The organism is Streptomyces sp. P3 (genome assembly GCF_003032475.1).
GTDB lineage: Bacteria > Actinomycetota > Actinomycetes > Streptomycetales > Streptomycetaceae > Streptomyces.
Genome location: NZ_CP028369.1, coordinates 8,185,399 through 8,208,251 on the forward strand (window position 1 = coordinate 8,185,399; position 22,853 = coordinate 8,208,251).

General features: G+C 71.9%; 20 protein-coding genes. 6 read left to right on the forward strand and 14 right to left on the reverse strand.

What is annotated here, in order from left to right:
• Positions 1 to 315: 315 nt before the first annotated feature.
• Together C6376_RS36105 and C6376_RS36110 are read right to left on the reverse strand one after the other, a co-directional pair.
• Positions 316 to 975 (reverse strand): response regulator transcription factor, encoded by a 660-nt coding sequence (locus tag C6376_RS36105; RefSeq protein ID WP_107447260.1) that lies wholly within the window; start codon positions 973 to 975, stop codon positions 316 to 318.
• A complete protein-coding gene (locus C6376_RS36110; protein WP_107447261.1) occupies positions 972 to 2,168 on the reverse strand; it encodes a sensor histidine kinase in 1,197 nt (398 codons plus the stop codon). Before C6376_RS36110 ends, C6376_RS36105 begins: the two co-directional genes overlap by 4 nt.
• Before the next feature lie 162 nt (positions 2,169 to 2,330).
• Between C6376_RS36110 and C6376_RS36115 the strand changes: the two genes are divergently transcribed.
• From C6376_RS36115 to C6376_RS36125, 3 genes are all read left to right on the forward strand, one after another.
• A complete protein-coding gene (locus tag C6376_RS36115) occupies positions 2,331 to 3,053 on the forward strand; it encodes an ABC transporter ATP-binding protein (RefSeq protein ID WP_107447262.1) in 723 nt (240 codons plus the stop codon).
• Positions 3,050 to 5,059, forward strand: coding sequence for an ABC transporter permease (locus tag C6376_RS36120; protein ID WP_107447263.1), 2,010 nt, complete (start codon positions 3,050 to 3,052; stop codon positions 5,057 to 5,059). Before C6376_RS36115 ends, C6376_RS36120 begins: the two co-directional genes overlap by 4 nt.
• A 620-nt stretch (positions 5,060 to 5,679) precedes the next feature.
• Positions 5,680 to 7,176: a hypothetical protein gene (locus C6376_RS36125; RefSeq protein ID WP_159083363.1), complete on the forward strand. Its 1,497-nt coding sequence runs from the start codon at positions 5,680 to 5,682 to the stop codon at positions 7,174 to 7,176.
• A gap of 455 nt (positions 7,177 to 7,631) precedes the next feature.
• Here the strand turns inward: C6376_RS36125 and C6376_RS36130 are convergent, their stop codons facing one another.
• A complete protein-coding gene (locus C6376_RS36130; protein WP_107447265.1) occupies positions 7,632 to 8,594 on the reverse strand; it encodes an LLM class flavin-dependent oxidoreductase in 963 nt (320 codons plus the stop codon).
• Positions 8,595 to 8,749: 155 nt separating this feature from the next.
• Here C6376_RS36130 and C6376_RS36135 point away from each other — a divergent pair, with 155 nt between their 5' ends.
• The gene (locus C6376_RS36135) at positions 8,750 to 9,067 is read left to right on the forward strand and encodes a DUF1330 domain-containing protein (RefSeq protein ID WP_107447266.1); all 318 of its coding nucleotides are present in this window, start codon (positions 8,750 to 8,752) and stop codon (positions 9,065 to 9,067) included.
• A 6-nt stretch (positions 9,068 to 9,073) separates the two neighbouring features.
• On the opposite strand, the gene C6376_RS36140 is transcribed toward C6376_RS36135, so the two are convergent.
• The 3 genes from C6376_RS36140 to C6376_RS36150 are packed head-to-tail and all read right to left on the reverse strand — an operon-like array spanning position 9,074 to position 11,599.
• Entirely contained in the window at positions 9,074 to 9,262 is a 189-nt protein-coding gene (locus tag C6376_RS36140) for a ferredoxin (RefSeq protein WP_107447267.1), read from the reverse strand.
• Positions 9,259 to 10,569, reverse strand: a complete 1,311-nt coding sequence (locus tag C6376_RS36145; protein ID WP_107447268.1) for a cytochrome P450 — start codon at positions 10,567 to 10,569, stop codon at positions 9,259 to 9,261. Before C6376_RS36145 ends, C6376_RS36140 begins: the two co-directional genes overlap by 4 nt.
• 55 nt (positions 10,570 to 10,624) lie before the next feature.
• Positions 10,625 to 11,599 (reverse strand): enoyl-CoA hydratase/isomerase family protein, encoded by a 975-nt coding sequence (locus tag C6376_RS36150; RefSeq protein ID WP_107447269.1) that lies wholly within the window; start codon positions 11,597 to 11,599, stop codon positions 10,625 to 10,627.
• A gap of 52 nt (positions 11,600 to 11,651) precedes the next feature.
• On the opposite strand from C6376_RS36150, the gene C6376_RS36155 reads away from it, so the two are divergent.
• Positions 11,652 to 12,668 carry a CoA transferase gene (locus tag C6376_RS36155; protein ID WP_254076205.1) on the forward strand — a complete coding sequence of 339 codons (1,017 nt, stop codon included), beginning with the start codon at positions 11,652 to 11,654 and terminating at the stop codon, positions 12,666 to 12,668.
• Positions 12,662 to 13,936 (forward strand): amidohydrolase family protein, encoded by a 1,275-nt coding sequence (locus tag C6376_RS36160; RefSeq protein ID WP_107449389.1) that lies wholly within the window; start codon positions 12,662 to 12,664, stop codon positions 13,934 to 13,936. Before C6376_RS36155 ends, C6376_RS36160 begins: the two co-directional genes overlap by 7 nt.
• A gap of 156 nt (positions 13,937 to 14,092) precedes the next feature.
• Here the strand turns inward: C6376_RS36160 and C6376_RS36165 are convergent, their stop codons facing one another.
• The 8 genes from C6376_RS36165 to C6376_RS36200 are packed head-to-tail and all read right to left on the reverse strand — an operon-like array spanning position 14,093 to position 22,851.
• On the reverse strand, positions 14,093 to 14,851 hold the full coding sequence (locus C6376_RS36165; protein WP_173985951.1) for an SDR family NAD(P)-dependent oxidoreductase: 759 nt from the start codon (positions 14,849 to 14,851) through the stop codon (positions 14,093 to 14,095).
• Between the two features lie 9 nt (positions 14,852 to 14,860).
• Positions 14,861 to 16,009, reverse strand: coding sequence for an acyl-CoA dehydrogenase family protein (locus tag C6376_RS36170; protein WP_107447270.1), 1,149 nt, complete (start codon positions 16,007 to 16,009; stop codon positions 14,861 to 14,863).
• A 14-nt stretch (positions 16,010 to 16,023) separates the two neighbouring features.
• The gene (locus C6376_RS36175) at positions 16,024 to 17,160 is read right to left on the reverse strand and encodes a thiolase family protein (RefSeq protein WP_107449392.1); all 1,137 of its coding nucleotides are present in this window, start codon (positions 17,158 to 17,160) and stop codon (positions 16,024 to 16,026) included.
• Positions 17,160 to 17,960 (reverse strand): enoyl-CoA hydratase/isomerase family protein, encoded by an 801-nt coding sequence (locus C6376_RS36180; protein ID WP_254076206.1) that lies wholly within the window; start codon positions 17,958 to 17,960, stop codon positions 17,160 to 17,162. Before C6376_RS36180 ends, C6376_RS36175 begins: the two co-directional genes overlap by 1 nt.
• A complete protein-coding gene (locus tag C6376_RS36185; protein ID WP_367881069.1) occupies positions 17,957 to 19,135 on the reverse strand; it encodes a CaiB/BaiF CoA transferase family protein in 1,179 nt (392 codons plus the stop codon). Before C6376_RS36185 ends, C6376_RS36180 begins: the two co-directional genes overlap by 4 nt.
• A gap of 4 nt (positions 19,136 to 19,139) precedes the next feature.
• Positions 19,140 to 20,714: a FadD3 family acyl-CoA ligase gene (locus C6376_RS36190; protein WP_107447272.1), complete on the reverse strand. Its 1,575-nt coding sequence runs from the start codon at positions 20,712 to 20,714 to the stop codon at positions 19,140 to 19,142.
• 14 nt (positions 20,715 to 20,728) lie between these two features.
• Positions 20,729 to 21,874: an acyl-CoA dehydrogenase family protein gene (locus C6376_RS36195; protein ID WP_107447273.1), complete on the reverse strand. Its 1,146-nt coding sequence runs from the start codon at positions 21,872 to 21,874 to the stop codon at positions 20,729 to 20,731.
• Positions 21,871 to 22,851, reverse strand: a complete 981-nt coding sequence (locus C6376_RS36200) for an acyl-CoA dehydrogenase family protein (protein WP_107447274.1) — start codon at positions 22,849 to 22,851, stop codon at positions 21,871 to 21,873. Before C6376_RS36200 ends, C6376_RS36195 begins: the two co-directional genes overlap by 4 nt.
• Positions 22,852 to 22,853: the final 2 nt, after the last annotated feature.

Consider the following 22,853-nt stretch of genomic DNA (forward strand, 5'->3'; position numbering starts at 1 on the left):
TCACCACGACAACGGACTCCATCGTGCGGGCACTGGCCGGTTGGCACGGCAGCACCTGCGCGAGGGACTCACCGTCCGGTTCCCTCTTGACCGTCGCCACTTGTCAGGGCGCGTCGGCAGGGCCTGCCACGCCCCTCCGGCGTACACGACACTCTCGGACATAGACCCGGACCACGGGCCCAGCGCTACTGAGAATCCGGCAGCAAGGAGTTGGCGATGCCGGCCGGCCGGGCCTGCGCCGTCTGGTTCCGATCGTAGGGACACATCGACACACGCCGTCCGAACTACCGGTTCGCAGCGGCTGTGCAGCCGGTCCTACCGTCCCCGCACCGTCCCGGACTCCCATGCCCAGGCGGCGATCTCGACCCGGTTGCGGGCGTCGATCTTCTGCTGGATGTTGGCCAGGTGGGTCTTGACGGTGGACAGGGACACCACCAGTTGCTCGCAGATCTCCTGGTTGGTGCGGCCCACCGCGACGAGCCGGGCCACGTCCAGCTCGCGGTCGGTGAGGGGACTGTCGGCGTCGGGGGCGGGCCGTGTGGCGGCCAGTTGCTTCAGCAGCCGGACGGTGACGGCGGGGGAGACCAGCGCGTCGCCGCGGGCGGCGGCACGCACCGCCTCGATCAGCAGGCTGGGCGGAGCGTCCTTGAGCAGGAAACCGCAGGCCCCGTTGCGCAGGGCGGTGTACACGTAGTCGTCCTGGTCGAAGGTGGTGATCACCACGACCCGCATCGGATGGTGGACCCCGGGTCCCGCCAGCGCACGGGTGACGTCCAGACCGTCCAGCTTCGGCATCCGGATGTCGACCAGGCACACGTCAGGACGCAGCCGGCGGGCGAGTTCCACGCAGGCGGCGCCGTCGGCGACCTCGGCGACCACCTCGATGCCGGACTGCGCGTCGAGGATCAGCCGGAAGCCCATGCGGAGCAGTTCCTGGTCGTCCGCGATCAGTACCCGGATCGCCGTGTCGTTCACGCCGGTGATCCTGCCACAGCGGCCAGCACCGGGAAGTCGGCGGTCACGCGCCAGCCGCCGTCGTCGGTGGGGACGGCGGTCAGTGTGCCCTCCACCGCTTCGACGCGTTCGCGCAGACCGACCAGCCCGAAGCCGCCGCGCCCGCCCACCGGGCCCGAATGGCGAACACCTGGCGCGGTGTTGTGCACCTCGACCCGCAGCCGGGACCCGGCCACGTCGACCCGTACGGCCACCACGGCGCCGTACGCGTGGCGGCGCACGTTGGTGAGGGCCTCCTGCACGACGCGGTGCACGGAGGTCTCGACCTCGGGGGCGAGCCGTACCTCGCGGGCCGCCGCGCCGACGTGGAATTGGACGCCCGCCTCGTCCTCGGCGAACACGGAGACCATGCGGGCGATCTCCGCCCACACCTCACCGGGCCGGATGCCCTGGTGGTCGTCCTCGCGCAGGACCCGCACCAGGCGGCGCATCGAGTCCAGCGTCTCCGATCCGGACCGGCTGATGTTCTCCAGCAGCGGCCCGACCTGCTCCGGCGCGGTGTGCTGAAGGAGCAGCGCGGCATTGGCCTGGACGACGATGCCGGTGACGTGGTGGGCGACGAAGTCGTGCAGGTCGTGGGCGAGTTCCAGGCGCTGACGCTGGCGTACGGCGGCGATGTCGCGAGCCCGCTGCTCCTCCAGCAGCCCTGCCCGCAGGCCCCAGGCGAGAGCCAGGCCGACGGCGAGCGTCATCAGCAGGGACCCGGTGACGGAGTTGTCGCTGCCGTAGTGGATGTCCGTCGGCAGAAAGCGCAGCGGCATCGCCATGACCGCCACAGCCAGGGCTGCCGCCGCGACCGCCGCGGTCTTCGTGCGCGGCACAGCCGCCACCGTGCGGGAGAGCAGCACCAGCAGAGCGGCACTCTCCAGCAGCCCGAACGTACCGTTGCTGTCCGGGCTCGCCCAGATGGCGATCACGGTCGTGAGGACGAGCGAGCCGCCGGCGACGATCGCGGCGCGTACCCGCACGGTCGCTCGGCGAGCGGGCCACAGCAGCGCCACGCAGATGAGCGGCCCTGACATCATCGGCAGCAAGCTCGTCCCGTGGTAGTCGGGCACCCCGTTGGCGAACACGTCGAGCAGCCCCAGCAGGCCAAGGACGATCCAGCCGACGGCGATCAGCGCCCTGCCGGGCAGCGGACTTTCGGAGTTCACGCCTCGCAGGATACGGAATGGGCGCTTCCCAGGTGCCTCGGCCGAATGGCCGATGTCCGGCCCCCACAACCGGCCGTCCGGCCGAGCCGACCGGTCGCCGCGCACGCCGAAAGTGAACGGCATGCAACCGCTGAACACCGCCTCCCCCGGGGAGAGCAACCGATGAACACCTCCTCCGCAGTCCTGGCCGGCACCGGCCTGTTCAAGTCCTACGGCACGGCTCGCGCCCTGGCCGGGGTCGACCTCGACGTGACGGTCGGCCAGTCACTGGCCGTCATGGGCCCGTCCGGCTCCGGCAAATCCACCCTGCTGCACTGCCTGGCGGGCATCGAACGACCCGACTCCGGCGAGGTGCTGCTGGACGGCAGGCGCATCGACCGGCTCGGCGAGCCGGCCCGCAGCGAGCTGCGTCGCACCGAGTTCGGCTTCGTCTTCCAGTCCGGCCAACTCCTGCCGGAACTGCCCGCCGACGAGAACGTCGCCCTGCCGCTGATGCTCGGCGGCACGGCACGCCGGACGGCCGTCGAGGAGGCCCGGCAGTGGTTCGGGCCGCTGGGCCTGCAAGGTCTGGAGAGTCGGCGTCCGGGTCAGCTCTCCGGCGGTCAGGCGCAGCGGGTGGCCATCGCCCGGGCCCTGGTCGGCCGCCCGAAAGTGATCTTCGCGGACGAACCGACCGGCGCGCTGGACCAGGCCACCGGCATGGAGGTGATCCACCTGCTGACGGACGTCACCCGCCGCCAGGGCGCCGCCCTGGTCCTGGTCACCCACGACGCGAACGTGGCCCGCTGGTGCGACCGCACGGTGGAGGTCCGGGACGGCCGCCTGGCCGGACAGCAAGCTGCGGCGCAGACCGGAACCGACGCGGAGGCGGGGATCCGGCGATGAGGGCAATGGACCGCACCACCTGGGCACTGACCTGGCGGCTCACCCGGGCCGGCGGCCGCACCGGCCTGCTCGCCACCGGGCTCGCGGTCGCGGCGGCGGCAGTGTCCACCACACTGCTGCTGCTGTGCGTCGCGCTGAACCTCGGCTTCCAGCACCGCGCGGACCGCACCGACTGGCGCAACCCCGTGGCCTCCTCCCGCCCCGTGGCCGTCGAGGCGGTCGGGACCACGTTCACCCGGGGAGTACCCGTCACCGTCGTGGACGTCGCCCGACTGCCCGGACGTGCCGTTCCCGCTCCACCCGGTCTGGACCGCTTCCCCGCCCCCGGCGAACTGTGGGTCTCCCCGGCGCTCGGCGCCCTGCTCGACCGGCTGCCCGCCGACCGTCACCCGCTGCCCGGCACACCCACCGGAACCCTGGGCCGCGCGGCACTGGCCCACCCCGGTGAACTCGTCGCGGTGATCGGACATCGCCCCGGCGACCCGGCGGTCACCGCCGAGCGGGCGCCGGACCCGCGCCGGGTGGGCGACATCGTCTCGCCCACCCGCATCGCGTCCTTCACCGGTGCGCCGCTGACGGACGGCATGGGCAAGGCGTACGAGTCCGTGGCCCGGGTCGCCACCGTCCTTGTCATCGTTCCGCTGCTGATGCTGGCGGCCTCCGCCGCGCGGCTGTCGGTCTCCCGCCGCGATCAGCGGCTCGCCGCGCTACGCCTGATCGGCGCCACCCCGGGCCGTGTCGCCGGGCTGACCGCCGCCGAAGCGTTGCTGACCGGAACGGCCGGGGCGCTGCTCGGCGCCCTGGGGTACGCCGTGCTGCTGCCGGCCGAGGCGAGCCTGCCGCTGGCGGGCGGCTCCTGGTACCCGGCCGACCTGTGGATCGGCGCACCACCGCTGCTCGCCGTGACGGCCGGGGTGATCGCGCTGGTCGTCGTCAGCGCGCTCGCCGGGCTCCGCCAGGTGGTCGTCGGCCCGCTGGGCGTGACCCGCCGCTCCCTCGGCCGCGGCGCGAGCGCCGTGCGGGCGGTGGTCTTCGTGGCCGTCGTCGCCGGATACGGCTGGATCAGTAAGAAGTACGGCAGCGACGACTCGATGGCGCTGTACGCGTTCGCCGCGGTCTTCCTGGCGCTGGCCGTGATCGGGCCCTGGGTGGCCCGGATACTGGGCAGGATCGTCACCGCCCTGGCCAAGCGGCCCGCGACGCTCCTGGCCGGGCGCCGGCTCCTGGATGATCCCAAGGCCGCCTGGCGGATCGTCTCCGGGCTCACCCTGGCCGGTTTCGTCGCCGGGTTCTTCGCCCTGCTCACCCTGAACGCGGCTCCCCCGTGGGGAGGACGCCCCGACCAGCTCGCCGTCGCGGCCCCGGTCCACAAGGTGGCACAGGTGCGGGAACAGGCCGAACGGCGTCTGCGGGCCGCCGACGTGAGCGCCGTGGTCGGCGTGGACGACGGCTTCGTGGCCACGGCTCCCTACGACAGCCGCCAGGTCACCGTCACCGTCTCCGGTGGCCCGGCCGAACTGGACCGCGCCCGCACCGCGCTGACCGGCCTGACACCGGATCAGTACCCGCTCACCACCACCGAGGTGAACTGGTCCGAGTCGCTGTTCACCCAGGACTTCACCACCCTCACCCGAGTGGTCCTCGTGGTGACCTTCACGGTCGCCATCACCTCGGCCGGGATCACCGCGGCCGCCTCCGTCCTGGACCGCCGCCGCACCTACGCCCTGCTGCACCTTGCAGGAACCCCGCTACAGGTCCTGGACAGCGCCCGGAACCGGGAGACCCTCATCCCGGTCACGGTGCTGGCCGGCGGGGCCGTCGCGGCCGGGCTGCTGTGCGGGGGCTCGATGATGCTGGCCGGCGGCGACTCGTCGTTCGACGCCCGCGGCCTGACCGTTCTCGCGGTGTGCTGCGCCGCAGGGATCGGCGGGATTCTCGCGGCCGGCGGCCTGAGCCGCCCCCTGCTGCGCTCGGTCACCCGGCAGGCAGGAGCACGCGACGAGTAGACGCCGTGGGAGCGGGCCCTCACCTCGCTTGACATCGACGACCCTACGGCGTCTTGATTCACGTCATCCCGGCATCACCGTCGGGCGACGGGACCTCGCCACGGCCGCGACGGCCGATCGGCAGCGGGTCGCCATCGCGCGGGCGCTCCCGCTGCGGCCAGAGCTGCTGATGGACGAGCCGGTGTCGGCCCACGGCGTGTCCATCCAGGGCGCTGCTGAGTGCCTCGCCCGGTCGTGCCACGGCGGACCTCGACGACGACGCTCTCCCCGAAGCCGTCGCGGGCGAGACCCCCCGCCCCTCCGGACGGTTGGCTGCTCCTACCGCACCCGCTGCCCCAAGCGCGTGACATCTTCGCCACCGAGAGACCCGAGATGGAACCAGCACGCACCCGAGCGCCTGCCACTTCTCCGGTTGTCAGAATCTTGTTCTCCATCATTGCGACGTAGGTTCTCATTTGGAGAGAGCGCCCCTATGCTGAACCCCCCGTCGGCGACCCCACACACCCGCGGCAAGCGGCCGCCATTGCTTCATGGAAGCGAGGTTCTCCCTTATGCACCCGAGTACGAGACTTCCCACCCGGCGAGGATTGCTGGCCGGAGCGGCCGCTTCGCTGCTGGCCGTGACGTCTGTCCAGTCCGTCGCGGCTCAGGCGGCCGAACCCCCCGCCTCGCTCTCGCCGGCTGCGGTTTCGGTCGACTTCGGCTCGCGCGAGGGCCAACTGCCGCGCCCGGAACGGCTGAACAACTTCGGCAACGTGACGGCGTGGCCCGACCAGCGCGCCGGCGACGCGAAGTTCCTGAACAGGCAGGGCCTGCACGGCGACGTCTACCGCATCTGGCTCAGCAGCCCGAACGCGGCGGACGGCCTGGACGTGTTCAACCTGTGCGACCTGAAGACCCGGCGGTGCGACCTGTCCACACTGGACGCCTACCTCACCGAGGCGAGCACAGTGTCCGACTCGGTGCTGATCAACCTCAATCCGACGGACTTCGTCGAGGGCAAGCGGCCTCTGAAAGACCTCGAGCCGATGCTCGAACTGATCGTGCGGAGCGTCAAGGCGAAGTACCCGCGCGTCAAGTACGTGGAAGCCTTCAACGAGCCGGACTGGCAGTTCTACGGCAACCAGCGCAGGCAGGGAATCCCGCCGGACAGGACGACACTGCAGCCGGGTGACCTGTACCGCTTCTACGAGCCGTACTACGACGCGATCAACAAGGTCAACAAGGGCCTCAGGCGCGCGGACCGTATCGAGCTCGGCGGACCGGCGCTGTCGTGGCTGGACCCGAAGTGGATGAAGCCCTTCCTCGACGACTACGCCGCCGACGAGAACCCGCACAAGCGTCTGGACTTCCTCGCCTACCACGCGTACCTCACCTGGGGTGACGACACGTACAAGTCACCGACGATGTACAAGGGCGACCTGAGGGTGGTGGCGTCACAGCGGGAGACCCTGCTGGGCTGGCTGAAGGAGCGTCGCATCCACCAGCGAATCCCGAGCTACGTCACCGAGACGGGCATCTACCCCGGTCCGGCCTACGACGATACCGACCCCAAGAAGGACTACGTCCGGCAGGCCGCCGGCATGGCCACCTACGCCTACTACTTCGCGAACCAGCCGGACACCTACATGTTCAACTGGTGCGTCCGGCACCGGGTCGAGGAGCGCAAGGACCAGCTCGTGACCCGCACCCCGAACGGTCCGATCAACGACACCTTCACTCCCTACGGCAACACCATGCTGATGCAGTCCCGGATGAAGGACACCAGGGTGTCCGCCGGCGTGTCGGGCGCGCTCGAAGGGGACAACGGCGTCTACGCGATGGCGTCGAAGGACCGTACCGGCGCGTCTTTGATGGTCTGGAACTGGCAGCACGTGGGCGACCGCAGCTACCGGGCCACCATCGACATGTCCCGGATGCCGTCCGAGCTCAGGAACCGTCCCGTCCGCCAGCTCATGTACCGGATCGACCAGAACACCAGCAACTACTTCTTCGACCCGGCCAAGGCCGGCCTCCAGCTGGTCGACAAGAAGATCGTCAGGCCGGGCAGGACCCACACCGCGACCGTCGATCTCGCGCCAAACGCCATCTACCTGATCGTGCTGGAACGGGCCTGAGCCCGGTGGTGGCGCCCTGTGCCACCACCGGAGCGTGCCGCCCCGTTGCCTACGGTCACGGGGCGGCACCGCATCCGCAGCTCTCGCGGATCAAGTGCCACTGCCGGTCCGGATGTCCAGGTACCGGCGTCCTCCGGCACGCGCCCAGCGCTTCCCGGAGGGAGCCGCGGCTGACCCGCAAACCGGCTCGCCGGCGTCCGTTCCGCCGGCAGCGCGCTGCCCGGTGGGAAGAGCCCGGACCGGATGCCGGCCAAGGATCTGCGCCACGGCCGAGGCGTACAGAATGGGCGGTCCGACGGCCTGGAACGCCCCGCCTGGTCGAACCCGAGCGTCGGCCTCCGGTTCCTCGGGGCTCGGCCGACGGTCCCGGCACGGGGCACGCGGCTGGACCAATCGTGCGCATGAGCTACCGAGCATGCCGGGGGAGCGGCTACCCGGTCGGCTGCGGCGCGGCGTCACAGGGTCCCGGCGAAGGCCCGCAGTTCCCGCCGGACGTCGGGTCCCGTCGGTGTGTAGACGACCTCCTGGAAGCCGAGCTCACCAAGCCGCGTCAGCTTGCGGCCGATGCGGGCGGCATCGCCGACCATGGTCGCGGTGTCGATGTGTTCCAGCAGCAGCCGGTCACGGTCCGTCAGGTCGGTGACGTGCCCCTCGAAGGTGAGTAGGCGGTGTTCCCCGGCCTCGGCGACCTCCTCCAGCGCCTCCCGCCAGGCGCGCCCTCCGGGCTTGGCGTCGACCGCCTCGGCACCGCCGCGCGCGTAGGCGTCGTGCCAGTCGACGACCCGCCAGGGCCCGATGGCCTCCCGCACGCGTGCGCTGTCGGCGTCCTCGCCGTCGTCGAGGACCGTGCCGGACACGATGGTCGCCGTGGGGAGGCCGGGATGTGGCCTACCGATGATCCCGTCGGCCAGCCCTGTGGCCAGGGCGCTGCCCCGGGGGCCGAAGACGCTGAGCCACACCGGCACGTCCAGCGGGCGGGCCGCCGTCAACCCGGGGGCGTGCAGCATGCGCGCCGGCTCGCCGTCCAGCAAAACGGTGTCACCCGCCAGGAGCCCGCGCACGGCGCGGACGTACTCGGCGAAGGCGTCGAGCCGCATCGGCGGCTGCCCCAGGGCCAGTCGGGCCGTGAAGCCGGTGCCGAAACAGGCCCGGAAGCGGCCGGGCGCCAGCCGGGCGAGGGTGGCGATCCCGGACGCCATGGACATCACTGAGCGCTCGTCCGGCACGAGCACCGAGGTGGCCAGGCCGATGCGGGTCGTCCGGCGGGCCGCCAGGGCCAGGTGGACGAAGGGGTCCTCCCACAAGGGCGCGGAATCGTAGATCCACACCCGGGCGTAGCCGAGTTCCTCGGCGAGAACGGCCAGATCGGCGAAGTCGGGGCCGGGAGGGAGGCCGCACGACAACTCGGGGACACTCACCGGGCGCCCGCAGAGCCCGAAGCGAGGGCCGCAGGGACCCAACTCGTGTGCGCGGCATCCGAGTTGAATGGAGTTGTGTTATAACGCATATACCGCATAAGGCGAATGACGCTCATAAAACGTATACCACCCATTCATTTTCATATGTATTGGAGATGTCCATGCCCAAGGGGTACGTGATCCTGACCGAGGCCATCCGCGACCAGGCCGGGATGAACGCCTACAGCCGGGCGGCCGCCCGGTCGATGGCCGAGGCGGGCGCCCGCGTGCTTGCCGTCGAAGGAGAGCCCGAGGTGCTGGAGGGTCAGTGGCACGGCGACCGGACGGTCGTCCTCGAGTTCGAGTCGGTCGAGGCGGCGCGGGAGTGGTACGAGTCGGCCGAGTACGCGAAGGCCAAGCCGCTGCGGCACGCGGCGGCGGAGACCAATGCCGTACTGGTCGCCGGGTTCGAGATGCCACCACGGCCGACCTGAATCGCGTCAGTGGCAGGTGATGGCGCGCTCGGGGCAGCTCATCGCCGCCGCGCGCGCCGCCTGCTCGAACTCCTGCGGTACGTCGGGCTGTTCGGTCACGGCGTAGCCGTCGTCGCTCAGGTCGAACACCTTGGGACTGACGGTGCAGCAGACGCCGTGACCGCGGCAGCGGTCCTCATCGATGGTGATCTTCATGGCGTGCTCCCCTCGGCGGGTGTGAACTCCAGGTTGAGGTGGGTCAGGCCCCGCAGGATGTAGGTCGGGAGGTATTGGTAGCGGCGCGCGTGGGCCGGTCCGTGCACGCGCTCGGAGATCCGGATGTCGCCGGTGCGGGCCAGGAGACGCTCGATGCCGATCCGTGCCTCGGCCCGGGCGAGCGGTGCGCCGGGGCAGGTGTGGATGCCGCGGCCGAAGGCGATGTGGTGGCGGGCGTTCGGGCGGGCGGGGTCGAAGGTCGCCGGGTCCTCGAAGCGGCGCGGGTCGCGGTTGGCCGCGCCGTTGACCACCATCAGCGTGGTGCCCGCCGGGATCTCCACCCCGCCTACCGCGGCCGGGACGCGGGAGAGCCGGAAGTCGCCCTTGACCGGGCTCTCCATCCGGAGCGTCTCCTCGACAAAATTCGGAATGCGGTCCGGCTCCGTGCGCAACAGCGTCTGAATGTCGGGGCGTTCGGCGATGACCTTGAACGCGGAGCTGAGCAGGCGGACTGTGGTCTCCTGCCCGGCCGAGAACAGGTTGGCGGCCACCCGGACGGCGTCGGCGACCTCCGGCAGGGAGCCGTCGGGGAACGTGGCGGTGGCCAGGCCGGTCAGAACGTCCTCGCGCGGCTCCCGGCGCCGGTCCTCGATGTAGTCCGAGAACCGCCCGTACAGGAACTCCAGCGGCGAGTGGGCGAGGGAGTCCTCGCCGGTGCTGCCGATGCCGCCCCCGGCCCGCGGCTGGCGTTGGAGCTTGTCGAGGAACTCCTCCCGGTCCTCCTCGGGCACGCCGAGCAGGTCCGCGATGACGAGCAGCGTGAACGGACCGGCGAACTCGCTGATGAACTCGCCCTCCGGCCGGGTCAGGAAGGTGTCGAGCATGCGGTCGGCGATCTCCCGGACGGCCGCTTCGTTCTCCTTGAGCCGCTTCGGGGTGATCAGCCGCATCAGCAGCCCGCGGTGCGCGGTGTGCACGGGCGGATCGAGGGTCGGCAGCTGATCGCTCATCGGCAGCTCGTCGCGGTGCCGCTCGATGAGCTCGCTGACGTCGTCACCCTCCAGCGGAACCGGAAAACCCGGGAAGGGGCCCGTCACCGACAGGCAGGACGAGAAGGTCCGCGGGTCCTGGGCGATCTGGACCGCCTCGTCGTACCCGGTCACCATCATCACGCCGTGGTGGGGTTCCCGGGCGACCGGGCAGCGTGCGCGCAGGGCGTCGAAGTAGGGGTACGGGTCCGCCACGGTGCTGTCGTCCCGAAAGAAGTCGATCGCGTCGATGTCCTCGGGCGGCTCGTCGTGGGCCACTGGCCGGTCTCCTTCGTGAGCGAGGAACGTGACTATTCTTCTCGTGTGCGAGAATCTAGTTCTCGCTACTGTGTATGGCTAGTGCCCCACCTGAGTCGGCGTGACCGCTCGCGATCTCGTCGGCCAGACCCCAGCGCCGGGCCTCCGTCGCGCTGAGCGCGGCACCGGTCAAGGCCAGGTAGGCGGTCCGTTCGCGGCCGATGCGCGTCGGCAGGCTCGCTGTTCCGCCCGCCCCCGGGATCAGACCCATGCCGATCTCGGGCAGGCGGATCACCGTGTCAGGCGCAGCCGTCACCCGGTCGGCGAAGGCGGCCAGTTCGATGCCCGCGCCGACACAGGCGCCGTGCAGATGCGCGGTCACCTCGGCCCCGCACCGCTGGAGCAGGGCGGCGGGGCTGCGGTGCACGCGCACGTGGTGGGCCCGCGCCGGGTCGGTCGAGGAGCCGAACTCGGCGAGATCGCCGCCGCTGCAGAAGGAGGGGCCGTTGCCGCGCAGGTCGACGCGGGTGACCGTCGGGTCGGACACGGCGACCTCCATTGCCTCGCACAGGGCGTCCCGCGTGGCGGCGTCGAAGGCGTTGTGCACCCGGGGGCGGTTCAGTGTGATGGTCAGCCGGTCGCCGTCCCGGTCGAGCAGGACCGGCTCGGTGGACGGACGGGCTGCGTGCGGGCGCTTCCCGGCGAGCCAGGACCGGAAGGCGGCCCCTGCCTGGAGGGTGGAGTAGGCGAGGGACTCGATGACCAGCCGGCCGGGCGGCGGCAGGCTGGGGCCCATGCGGAGCACCTGTACGAGGGCCAGGCAGGCGTCGGGGCGGGCGGTGACGATGTCCCGGAGCCGCCGCGCGGTTGCGTACGGATCGGCGCACCCGACCCAGGGTCGGGGCGGGTCGGGCGACGCGGTGAGCAGCAGGTCGAACTCCCCGGCCGTTTCCGCGGGTTCTGCCGCCACGGCGACGCGCACACAGGAGGTTTCCCGTGAGAAGTGGGAGGTCGGGCCGTCGAGGTCGACCAGGAGGAAGGGTGGCTCCATGACGCTCGCAGTGTAACCTTGCTTCACCTTTGACGAGAAGGGTGTTTGCGTGATGAAGAATGCCGCTCTCGCCCACTGGATGGCAACCGTGGAGGGCAGACTCGGGCCCCTGACCGCCGTCGCCGACGACTTCGCCACCCTGACCGGCGTACCCGTCGACCTCGCCGCTGCGCTCTTCGAGCGGGCCGAGCTCGCCGGATTCCGCCTCCCGGCCAGAGTTTCGGCAGGCGGCTCCTGCCAGCTCCTCGCCACCGCCGACGGCTGGGCCGCGGTCAATCTGGCCCGCCCCGACGACCATGCCGCCCTCCCGGCCCTCCTCGCGCTCCTCGGCGCACCCCGCGCCGGGCTGCGGACCGCCGCGCGCCGGACCGGCGCGACCGAACTGGTGCGATCAGCCCAGATGCTGGGCATGGCCGCCGCGGCACTCGGATCTGAGCGCGGCGACCGCGCGCCGGTGCGCGCCGAACGGCACGGGCAGCCCCGCCCGCGCGACCTCACCGGTCTGAAGGTCGTCGACCTGTCCGCGCTGTGGGCGGGCCCTCTGTGTGCACGGCTGCTGGGTCTGGCCGGCGCCCGGGTCGTGAAGGTGGAGAGCACCACCCGGCCGGACGGGGTCCGCTTCGGCCACCCGGACTTTTACCGACGCCTGCACGAGGGACACGCGAGCCTGGTGCTGGACTTCGCATCCGGCGCACTCGCCGGGGCGCTCGCGGACGCCGACGTGGTCGTGGAGGCGTCCCGGCCGCGGGCACTGCGGCGGTTCGGCGTGCATGCGGAGGAGTTCCTCGCCGCCCGCCCCGGCCGAGTGTGGGTGAGCATCACCGGGTACGGCCGCGACGACGGCCGGATCGCCTTCGGCGACGACGCGGCCATCGCCGGCGGCCTGGCGGGCCGCGACCGGCACGGCGACCCAATGTTCCTCGGCGACGCGCTCGCCGATCCCGTCACCGGCCTGTACGCCGCCCACGCCGTCGCCCGCTCACTGGCCCGGGGCGGCGGAGAACTGCTGTGCGTGTCCATGGCGGCCTGCACCGCGGCACAGGCCGAGACACCGGCGGCGACATGCTGATCAGAGACGTGGAGGTCGAGGGGCGGGGACGGGTGGACGTCCGTGTCGAGAGCGGCCGGGTCGCCGGGATCGGACGCCGACTGTCCGGGGACGCGCAGGTCGAGGGACGTGGCGCGGCGCTGCTGCCCGGGCTCCACGACCACCACGTCCATCTCACGGCGCTGGCCGCGGAGGCGGCCTCGGTGCGGGTGGGGCCTGCCGAGGTGCACGGACGCGACGAACTCGCCGAGTGCTTGCGGGCCGGGGCGCCGGGGGAGTGGGTCCGGGCCGTCGGCTACCACGAGAGCGTCGCGGGTGAGCTGGACCGGTGGACGCTGGACGCCCTCGTCCCCGACCGGCCGGTCCGGGTGCAGCACCGCAGCGGCGCCATGTGGGTCCTGAACAGCGCCGCGCTGCGGGCGGCCGGGTTGGAGAGCGCCGACGGGCGCCTGTGGCGTGAGGACAGCCGCCTGCGCGCCCTCCTCCGGCCTGTGCCGCTCGACCTGGCCGGCGTCGGGCGCCGCGCCGCGGCCCTCGGCGTCACCGGGTTCACCAACGCCGACCCGCACCCCGCCGACGGTCTCACGCAGACGCTGTCCGTCCTGCCCCAGCGGCTCGTCGTCATGGGCGTCGACCCGCCGGTGAAGCTGATGCTCGACGACCCGACCCTGCCCATCCCCGCAGATCTGGCCGCCACGGTGGCCGCGATACGGCCCCGGCCCGTCGCCGTGCACTGCGTCACCCGTGTGCAGTTGCTCGTCACACTCCTCGCACTGGAGGAGGCGGGCGCGGTCGAGGGAGACCGGATCGAGCACGGGTCCGTGATCCCGGCCGAGGCTCTCCCCCGCCTTCGCCGGCTCGGCGTGACCGTGGTGACGCAGCCCCACTTCCCGGTCGAGCGGGCCCGGGCCTACGCCACCGAGGTACATCCCGACGACCGGCCGCACCTCTACCGCTGCCGGAGCCTCGCCGAAGCGGGCGTCCCGGTCGCCGCCGGCACCGACGCGCCGTACGGCACCCACGACCCCTGGGCCGTCATACGGGCCGCCGTCGCACGCGACGCGGCAGAGCGCCTCACCCCGCGCGCGGCACTGGGACTGTTCCTGGGCAACCCGCACCGGCCGGAACGCCCCCGACGGGTGCAGGTCGGCTCGCCGGCCGACCTGTGCCTGCTTCATGTGCCCCTGCGGGAGGCGCTCGACGCGCTCACCGCCGACACCGTACGGGCCGCCTACGTACAGGGCCGGCCGATCACCGAGCCCGCGCCGGACAACGAAGGAGCGCAGTGAACGAGACGCCCGACGAGGACTTCCGCAAGCCGTAGCCCGGGTCCGTGTGGTCGTCGTCGGCACGGACGGCCCTACCCCTGGCCGCAACCGCTGACGGCACTGCTGTGGAGGGCCTCCACAGCAGTGCCCGCGGGGCGGCGCCCTCGCCCCGCCGCTTCAGACGCTGTACCCGCCGTCGACCCCCAGCGCCTGCCCCGTGACGAACCCGGCCCGGTCCGAGGCGAGGAACGCGACCGCCTCAGCGATGTCCTGGGCCTGCCCGAACCGGCCCAGGGGGATGTTGCGGCGGGTGACGGCGAGGGCCTCCTCGTCGAGTTCGCCCGTGTCGATCAGCCGGCCCGCGATGCCGTCCGTGAGCATGCCCGGGGCGACGCAGTTGACGCGGACGCCGTAGCGGCCCTCCTCGGCGGCCAGGGCACGGGCGACGGCCTCGACCGCCCCCTTGGCGCCCGAGGAGAGCCCGTCGCGGACGGGGTAGCGGCGCGTGGCGACGGTGGTGACGGCGACGATGCTGCCGCTGCTCTCCCGCAGCAGCGGCAGCGCGGGATGGACGAGGTTGAAGAACGCCACCGCGTCGGCCTCCAGCTGGGCGCGGTACCGGCTGGGCGTGACCTTGCTCAGGTGGGTCATGGGCACGTGCGGCCCGGCCGCGTACACCAGCGTGTGCACACCGCCGCATCCGCGCACCACCCGGGCCGTCTCCGCCTCGTCGGTCAGGTCCAACCGGACGGCGGTGACCTGACGGCCGTGGCTCTTCATCTGCCGGACAAGGTTCTCCGCGGCTCCCTGGGAGGAGCGGTAGGTGAACACGACGTCGCTGCCGCGTTCGGCCAGCGTCCTCACGATCGCGGCGCCGATGCCACCGGTACCACCGGCCACGAAGGCCGCGCCCGGCCTGGCGGAGAAGTCCTCCATGGACATGTGTCACAACCCCAGGGACTTGGCGATGATGACCTTCATGACCTCGCTCGTCCCGGCGTAGATACGGGTGATGCGGGCGTCCGCGTACAGCCGGGCTATCGGGTACTCCAGCATGTAGCCGTAACCGCCGAAGAGTTGAAGACACCGGTCGACTGCGCGAGCCTGCATCTCGGTGCAGAACAGCTTGACCCTCGCGGCGTCCGCGCCGGACAGCCGCCCGTCGACCAGCTCCAGCACGGCCCGGTCGAGCACGGCCTGCGCGGCCTCGATCTCCGCGTCGACGGCGGCGAGTTCGAACTTGGTGTTCTGGAACGACGCGACCGGCGTCCCGAACACGTTGCGTTCCCTGACGTACGCGATCGTCGTGTCGAGCGCGGCCCGCGCCTGCGCGACCGAACCGACGGCGACGGTCATCCGCTCCTGGGGGAGGTTGTGCCCGAGGTAGGCGAAGGCCCTGCCCTCCTCGCCGAGCCGGTTGGCGACGGGCACCCGGACCTCGTCGAAGGCGAGCTCCACGGTGTCCTGGACCTTGATGCCCATCTTGTCCAGCACTCTGCCGCGCGTGAAGCCCGGCATGCCGTCCTCCACGACCAGCAGCGTGAGCCCCGCCCGGCGGTCGTCCGGGTCGGTCGACGTACGCGCCACCACGATCACCAGGTCGGCGAGCAGCCCTCCGGTGATGAAGGTCTTGGCCCCGCTCACTGTGTAGTGGTCGCCGTCGCGCACGGCGGTCGTACGGATTCCCGCGAGGTCGGAGCCGGTGCCGGGCTCGGTCATCGCGATCGCGGTCAGCAGCCGGCCGGAGGCCAGCCCGGGGAACCAGCGCCGGCGCTGCTCCTCGCTCGCATAGGCGAGGAAGTACGGCAGGACGACGTCGAGTTGGGTGCGGACTGTACCCAGCGTGACCAGTGCGCGGGCGGCCTCCTCCTGGAGGACGACGTTGTAGCGGTAGTCGGGCTGCCCGCCTCCGCCGTACTCCTCCGGGACGGCCACGCCCAGCAGCCCGAGCGAGCCGAGCCGTTCGAAGAACGACCGGGGCAGCCGCCCGGCCTTCTCCCACTCGGTGTAGTGCGGGACCACCTCCTTGGCCACGACGTCCCGGACCAGCTCCCGGAACGCCTCGTGGTCGGCGGTGAAGACATCGCGGCGCACGTCAACGCCCCCCGTCAGCCGACGAGTTCGACGAGTGTGGCGTTCGCTGTCCCGCCGCCCTCGCACATGGTCTGGAGGCCGTAGCGGATGCCGCGGTCACGCATGTGGTGGATCATGCGGGTCATCAGGACGGCTCCCGAGGCACCGAGCGGATGGCCGAGCGCGATGGCGCCGCCGAGCGGGTTGACCAGCTCCGGGTCGGCACCCGTCTCGGCGAGCCAGGCGAGCGGAACGGGCGCGAAGGCCTCGTTCACCTCGAAGACCCCGACCTCCGACAGCGCCACCCCGGCCTTCCCCAGCACCTTCTCGGTGGCCGGGATCGGCCCGGTCAGCATCAGCACCGGGTCCGAGCCGACCACCGCGCCCGCCCGGTGGCGCACGAGCGGCGTCAGTCCCAACTCCCGTGCTCTGTCCGGGGTGGTGACCAACAGCGCCGCCGCACCGTCGGAGATCTGGGAGGAGTTGCCGGCGTGGATCACGCCGTCGTCCTCCAGGAAGGACGGCCTGAGCTTCGCGAGCGTCTCCACACTGGTGCCCCGGCGAACGCCCTCGTCGGCGGTCACCCCCACCACCGGCACGATCTGCTCCTCGAAGACCCCGCTGTCCTGTGCGGCGGCGGCCCGCTCGTGCGACAGCGCCCCGTACGCGTCGAGCCGGGCCCGGGTGAAGCCCCACTTCTGTGCGATCTTCTCCGCCGAGACGCCCTGGTTGAAGGAGAAGTCCTGGTACCGGCCGAGGACTTGAGGGCCGTACGGCATTCCGCTCGCCCTGGCCGAGCCCAGCGGGACCCGGCTCATGACCTCCACCCCGCCCGCCACGACCACGTCCTGCTGCCCGGACAGCACCGCCTGCACGGCGAACTCCAGCGCCTGCTGGCTCGATCCACAGGCCCGGTTGACCGTCGTCCCGGGGATGCTCTCGGGCCAGCCCGCGGCCAGCACCGCGTAGCGGCCGATGTTGCTCGACTGGTCGCCGATCTGGGAGACGCACCCCCAGATCACGTCGTCGACGGCCTCCGGATCGACCCCGGCCCGCTCGACGAGCGCGTTCAGCACCGCACCGGACAGGTCGGCCGGATGGATGCCGGCCAGTCCGCCGTTGCGCTTTCCCACCGCGGTGCGGACCGCTGCCGCGATCACCGCTTCTCGTATCACGTGTCGTCCTCCGGTCGGCTCGGCACGGCCCAGCGGCCCGTGAAGAGTGGTTCGCGTCGCGCGGCGAACGCGGCGTACGCCTCGCGGACGTCCGCGCCCGCGAAGTTCACCGCCTGCGCCTTCGCCTCGTTCGCCAGGGCGTCCCGCAAGGTGCGGTCGGTGCCCTCGTTCAGCAGGGCCTTGGTCTGGGCATGGGCCACCGGGGGACCGGCCACCAGCCGGGCGGTCAGGTCGTCGACGAAGGTGTCCACCTCGTCGGTGTCCGTCACCCAGGTCACCAGGCCCAGCGCCTTCGCCTCCGCCGCGTCGATCGTCTCCGCGAGCAGCGCGAGCCGCTTGGCCTGCTGCAACCCGACGAGTCTCGGCAGCAGCCAGGAGCCACCGCAGTCCGGGGACAGCCCGCGCCGGGCGAAGATCTGCGAGAAGCGCGCCTCGGGTGTGGCGACCACCAGATCGCAGCCGAGCGCCAGGTTCCAGCCCGCTCCCACCGCCGCCCCCGTCACCTTGGCCACCGTGGGCACGGGCAGTTCGTGCAGCAGCAGCGTCACCTCGGTCAGGGGCCGCATCCGGTACAGCGGGTGGGCGCTGCTGACCCGCTCGGGAATGTCCGCGCCGGAGCAGAACGCGCCGCCCGCCCCGGTCAGGACGAGTGCCCGGACGGACCGGTCGCCGCCCGCCGCCGCGAGGGCTTCACGCAGGGCCTCCCACAGCTCGGCGTCGATGGCGTTCCTGCGGTGCGGCCGGTTCAGGGTCAGTGTCCGCACGCCGCCGGCGTCGCTCGTCAGCAGCACGCTCACCGGACCGCCCCCCGCGCCCGCAGGGCGGCGATCTCCGGCTGTGTGTAGCCGAGTTCGGCCAGCAGGGCGTCCGTGTGTTCGCCGAGCCCGGGGACCGCGCCCATCGGCGGGTCGAACCCGGCGATCACGGGCGGCGGCAGCAGCGCGGGCACCGGCCCCGACGGTGTGCCGACCTTCCGCCAGCGGTCGCGGGCGGCCAGATGGGGATGGTCGAGAACATCGGTGACCGTGTTGTAGCGGGAGTTGCCGATCCCGGCCGCGTCGGCCCGCTCCTGGACGTGCACCAAGTCGTGCCGTGCGCACCAGGCGCCGATCGCGGCGTCGAGAACCTCGCGGTGCTCCACCCGGCCGGCGTTCGTGCGGAACCGCTCGTCGTCCGCCAGGTCGGGCCGGCCGAGCAACTCCCTCGCCAGCCGCTGCCATTCGCGGTCGTTCGTGGTGCCGAGCACGACCGTCTGGCCGTCGGCCGTGCGGTAGGCGCCGTAGGGGGACACGGCGGGCGAACTCATGCCGAGCGGCTGCTGCTCGACCCCCGAGTGGCGGGTGTAGGTCAGCGGGTAGCCCATCAGCTCGGCCATGGTGTCGAACAGGCTTACCGCCACCTGCCCCGGCCGCCGGGCGTACAGCAGCGCCAGCACCGACAGCGCCGCGTACAGCCCACTGCACACGTCCGCGACCGGAGGGCCCGGCTTGGCGGGAGCACCCTCCCGGCCGGTCACCGAGCAGGCTCCGGACTCTGCCTGGACCAGGAGGTCGTAGGCGCGTTTGTGGGAGAGGGGCCCGCCGGGGCCGTATCCGTCGATCTCCACGGCGATCAGGTTCGGGTGGCGCACCTCCAGGTCGGCGGGGGCCAGGCCCAGCTTGGCCGTCGTGCCGGGGGTGAGGTTGGAGACCAGGACGTCGGTGCGCTCCAGCAGCCGGTGCAGGACCGCCTGCCCGCCGTCCGACTTCAGGTCCAGGGCCACCGACTCCTTGCCCCGGTTGGCCCAGACGAAGTGGGCCGCGAGGCCGCCGACCACGTCGTCGTAGTGCCGTGCGAAGTCACCGCCCTTCGGGTTCTCCACCTTGATCACCCGGGCACCGAAGTCGCCGAGCGTGCGCGTGCACATCGGGGCCGAGACGGCCTGCTCCAGTGCCACCACCGTGATCCCCGCGAGGGGGCCGCCGTTCGTCACCGGGTCAACTCCCCAGCCGTGCGCGCAGCTCGTGCTTGAGCACCTTCTGGCTGGCATTGCGCGGCAGGTGGTCCACGAAGCGCACCCGGCGGGGCACCTTGAAGTTGGCCATGTGGTCCCGGGCCCAGGCGATCACGTCCTCCGCCGTGACGTCCGCGCCCGGCCTCGGCACGACGAAGGCGCAGCCGACCTCGCCGAGCCGCTCGTCCGGAACCCCGATCACCGCCGCCTGCGCTATCGGCTCGTAGTCGAGGAGCAGCTTCTCGATCTCGGCCGGGTAGGCGTTGAAGCCGCCCACGATGAACATCTCCTTCTTCCGGTCGACGATCGCCAGGTTGCCGTCCGGGTCCAGGCGGCCGATGTCGCCGGTGTGCAGCCAGCCGTCGCGGTCGATCGTCTCGGCGGTGGCCGCGGGGTCGTCCCAGTAGCCGCGCGTGACGTTGTAGCCGCGAACCAGGACCTCCCCCTCCTCGCCCGCCGGCACGTCCTGCCCGGTTTCGTCGGCGATCCGGACCTCGACGTCCGGGATCGGACGCCCGGTGGTGCGGGCCACCGTCTCCTCGCTGTCCCCGACCCTGGTCGTGGTGACCAGCGCCGTCGACTCCGTGAGCCCGTAGGCGCTCAGCACGATGTCGAAGGACAGATCCTTCTTCATCGCCCGGATCAGCGACTGTGGGACGGTCGTGCCGCCCGTCATGGACACCCGCAGGGACGACAGGTCGTACAAGGACCGCTGCGGATGGTTCAGCAGGTCGTGGAAGATGGTCGGCGGGCCGAGGACGATGCTCACCCGCTCTCCTTGAACGATTTCGAGGGCGCGCCCCGCGTCGAAGACGGCCATGGGGATCACGGTCACCCCGTGCATCAGCGAGGCGAGCCAGCCCGCCTTGTAGCCGAAGCAGTGGAAGAACGGCGGGATGACCAGGAAGCTGTCGGAGGCGTCGAAGGTGTACTCGGTGGACATCCAGCCGTACGCCCGCAGTGTCTGCCCGTGGGTGAGGATCACGCCCTTGGGGTGGCCGGTTGTGCCGGAGGTGAACATCACGTCGGAGACGTGATCCGGGGTGAGCCGGTCGATGGACTCCTGGGCGGCAGCCTTGGGGCACTCCTCGCCATGCGCGAGGAACTGACTCCAGTACAGGCCTTCCGCGCCACCCGGCATCGACACCGCGGTCCGCAGCGCGGGCAGTTCGGGGTCGGCGCGTCTCAAGTCCGCGATGTAGTCGGTGCCGAGGAACGAGGCGGCCGCGAACAGCGCCTTCGCACCGGACTTCCGCAGGATGTAGGAGATCTCGGTCGCCTTGAAGCGGGTGTTGAGCGGTACGACGACCCCTCCCGCGCCCTGGATGCCGAGGGCTGTCACGATCCACTCGACCGAGTTCGGTGCGCACAGGCCGACCCGGTCACCCGGGCCGATGCCGAGCGCGAGCGCCGAACGCACCGCCTGGACCATCCGGGCTTCCAGTTCCCGGAAGGTGAGGCGTAGTTCGCCGTCGATGAGGGCCGGGGCGTCGCCGAACCGCCGCGCGGCGACTCTCACCACGTTCGGAATGGAGAGAAATTCCAGGTCGTGTCGCATGACGGGGGCTCCGATCAGGCACGAGGGCCGACGGGCAGGCCCAGCAGCCGCTTGGCGATGATGTTCCGCTGGATCTGGGACGTGCCGCCGTACACGGACGCGGCCCGCGAGTAGAAGTAGTCGCCCAGGACCTCGCCGCCCTCCCCGTACAGTTCCTCGGGGAAGACCTTCAACGCCGTCTCGTACAGGCGCTGTTCGGCGCGGGTCATGAGCAACTTGTCCACGGAGGACTCCGGTCCCGCGCTCTGCCCGGCGAGGCGCTCGGCGGTGCGGCGCCGCGCGTGGGCGACAAGGACCTGGTAGTCGACGGCACAGCGCCCGATGTCCGACAGCAGCCCGTCCGGGAGCTTGCGCCGCTCGTGCGCGGCGCGGCGCAGCCGTTCGATCAGCAGCCCGTACTTCGACAGGTGACCGGTGTCCAGCGCGTTGCGCTCGTACGCCACCGTAGTCATCGCCAGAGGCCAGCCGTCGCCCTCGGCGCCGATCCGTTCGGACTCCTCCAGGCGCACGTCGTCGAGGAACAGTTCGCAGAACTCGTCGTCGCCGTTCGCCGCACGCAGCGGCCGTACGGTCACGCCGGGGCGGTCCAGAGGCAGCACGAAGGCCGAGATGGAGGCGTGGGCCGGAGCGGCGCGATCCGTGCGGGCCAGGAGCAGGCAGAGGCCGGAATACTGGGCGTAACTCGTCCAGAGCTTCTGGCCGTTGACGATGTAGTGGCCCTCCGGGCGGCGCTCGGCGTAGGTGCTCATGCCGGCCAGGTCCGAGCCGGCGCCGGGCTCGCTGAAGCCCTGGCACCACACGTCGTCACCGGAGAGCATGCGCGGCAACAGCCGGCGGCGCTGCTCCTCGGAGCCGAACCGCAGCAGGGCGTGGGCGAGATAGCCGATGCGGGGGACACCGGGCGCACCCCGCGCCCCCAGTTCGTCGCTGACCGTGACCTGGTGCAGCGCGGTCAGACCCCGGCCGCCGTACTGCTCCGGGACGTCGAGGCCGACCCAGCCGCCGGAGTGCAGTTGGCGGTGCCAGCGGTGCAGGAACACGGGGAGCGGTTCGTCGGCGGGCCGTTCGGGCAGCGGGTGGCCGGCCAGCCAGGCGCGGAAGTCGTTGCGTAGGCGTTCCAGGTCCTCAGGGTCGCCGAAGTCCAGGGGAGTGTCCGTCATCGCGTCGCCTCCGGTGCGGCCAGGACGGTCAGCAGGTCCGGCGTGGTCGCGAGCGTGGTGGCTCCGACGAGGACCCGGCGCAGGTACAGGTGGGCCACGTGCTCCCAGGTCTGGGCGATCCCGCCGAACACCTGCATCCCGGCGTACACGGCTTCCACGGCCGAGGAGTTGACCTCCGCCTTGGCCACGCGGGCCGCGGTCAGCGCACGGCCCGGCGTTTCGCTGTCCAGGCACCACGCGGCGTAGCGGGTGGCGCTGGTGCAGGCCTCCACGAGGACGGTGGCGTCGGCGAGCTGGTGCTGCACGGCCTGGAAGGAGCCGATCGGCTGTCCGTACTGGTGGCGTTCGCGGGCGTAGTCCACGCTCTGCTCGACGAACGAACGGGCCGCCCCCACGAGTTCGCTCGCCACCACGACCAGGGCGTACGCCTGCCAGCACTGGTGCGCGCCCGGGGTGAGCCGGCCGACGGGCCGGCCCTCGGCCGAGGCCCGCCGCACACCGCGCAGCAGGTCCGCGGTCGGTGCCGGGGCCCCCAACTCGTGCTCGGTCACGCGGCCTTCGCCATGTACGAAGAGCGCCGTGTCCGCGCCGTCGCAGTCCCAGGCGACGAGGCCGACCGCATCGCGGTCCGGGAAGCGCAGGTCGCCGGCGAGGGCGACGGTGGGGCGGTCGCCGTAGACGGGCCCGGCCCGCTCGCCGAGGTCGAGGAGACGCAGCAGCTCGGGGGCGAGCAGCGCCGTGCCGAGCAAGGACGTGGTCAGGGGCTGCCGGCCGTGCTCCTCGGCGAGCAGGGCGCACTCCTGCACGGTGGCGGCCGGCGGGGAGGTGCGGCGGAGGCCGGACAGGCCGAGCTCGTCCAAGGCCCGCTGTGCGTCCGTGCGAGTCTGGGCCTTGATGTCGCCGGCCGAGCCGCTGCGGAAGCGGGTCGCGAACGCCCGCAGCATGTCGCGAACCAGCGTGAACTCGTCGCGTTCCACGC

What these genes read in the sequence shown, in the direction of transcription:
- C6376_RS36115 (WP_107447262.1), top strand. Translation starts at nt 2,331, where the DNA reads ATGAACACCTCCTCCGCAGTCCTGGCCGGCACCGGCCTGTTCAAGTCC.
- C6376_RS36120 (WP_107447263.1), top strand. Translation starts at nt 3,050, where the DNA reads ATGAGGGCAATGGACCGCACCACCTGGGCACTGACCTGGCGGCTCACC.
- C6376_RS36135 (WP_107447266.1), top strand. Translation starts at nt 8,750, where the DNA reads ATGTCCATGCCCAAGGGGTACGTGATCCTGACCGAGGCCATCCGCGAC.
- C6376_RS36140 (WP_107447267.1), bottom strand. Translation starts at nt 9,262, where the DNA reads ATGAAGATCACCATCGATGAGGACCGCTGCCGCGGTCACGGCGTCTGC.
- C6376_RS36150 (WP_107447269.1), bottom strand. Translation starts at nt 11,599, where the DNA reads ATGGAGCCACCCTTCCTCCTGGTCGACCTCGACGGCCCGACCTCCCAC.
- C6376_RS36155 (WP_254076205.1), top strand. Translation starts at nt 11,652, where the DNA reads ATGAAGAATGCCGCTCTCGCCCACTGGATGGCAACCGTGGAGGGCAGA.
- C6376_RS36160 (WP_107449389.1), top strand. Translation starts at nt 12,662, where the DNA reads ATGCTGATCAGAGACGTGGAGGTCGAGGGGCGGGGACGGGTGGACGTC.
- C6376_RS36165 (WP_173985951.1), bottom strand. Translation starts at nt 14,851, where the DNA reads ATGGAGGACTTCTCCGCCAGGCCGGGCGCGGCCTTCGTGGCCGGTGGT.
- C6376_RS36190 (WP_107447272.1), bottom strand. Translation starts at nt 20,714, where the DNA reads ATGCGACACGACCTGGAATTTCTCTCCATTCCGAACGTGGTGAGAGTC.
- C6376_RS36195 (WP_107447273.1), bottom strand. Translation starts at nt 21,874, where the DNA reads ATGACGGACACTCCCCTGGACTTCGGCGACCCTGAGGACCTGGAACGC.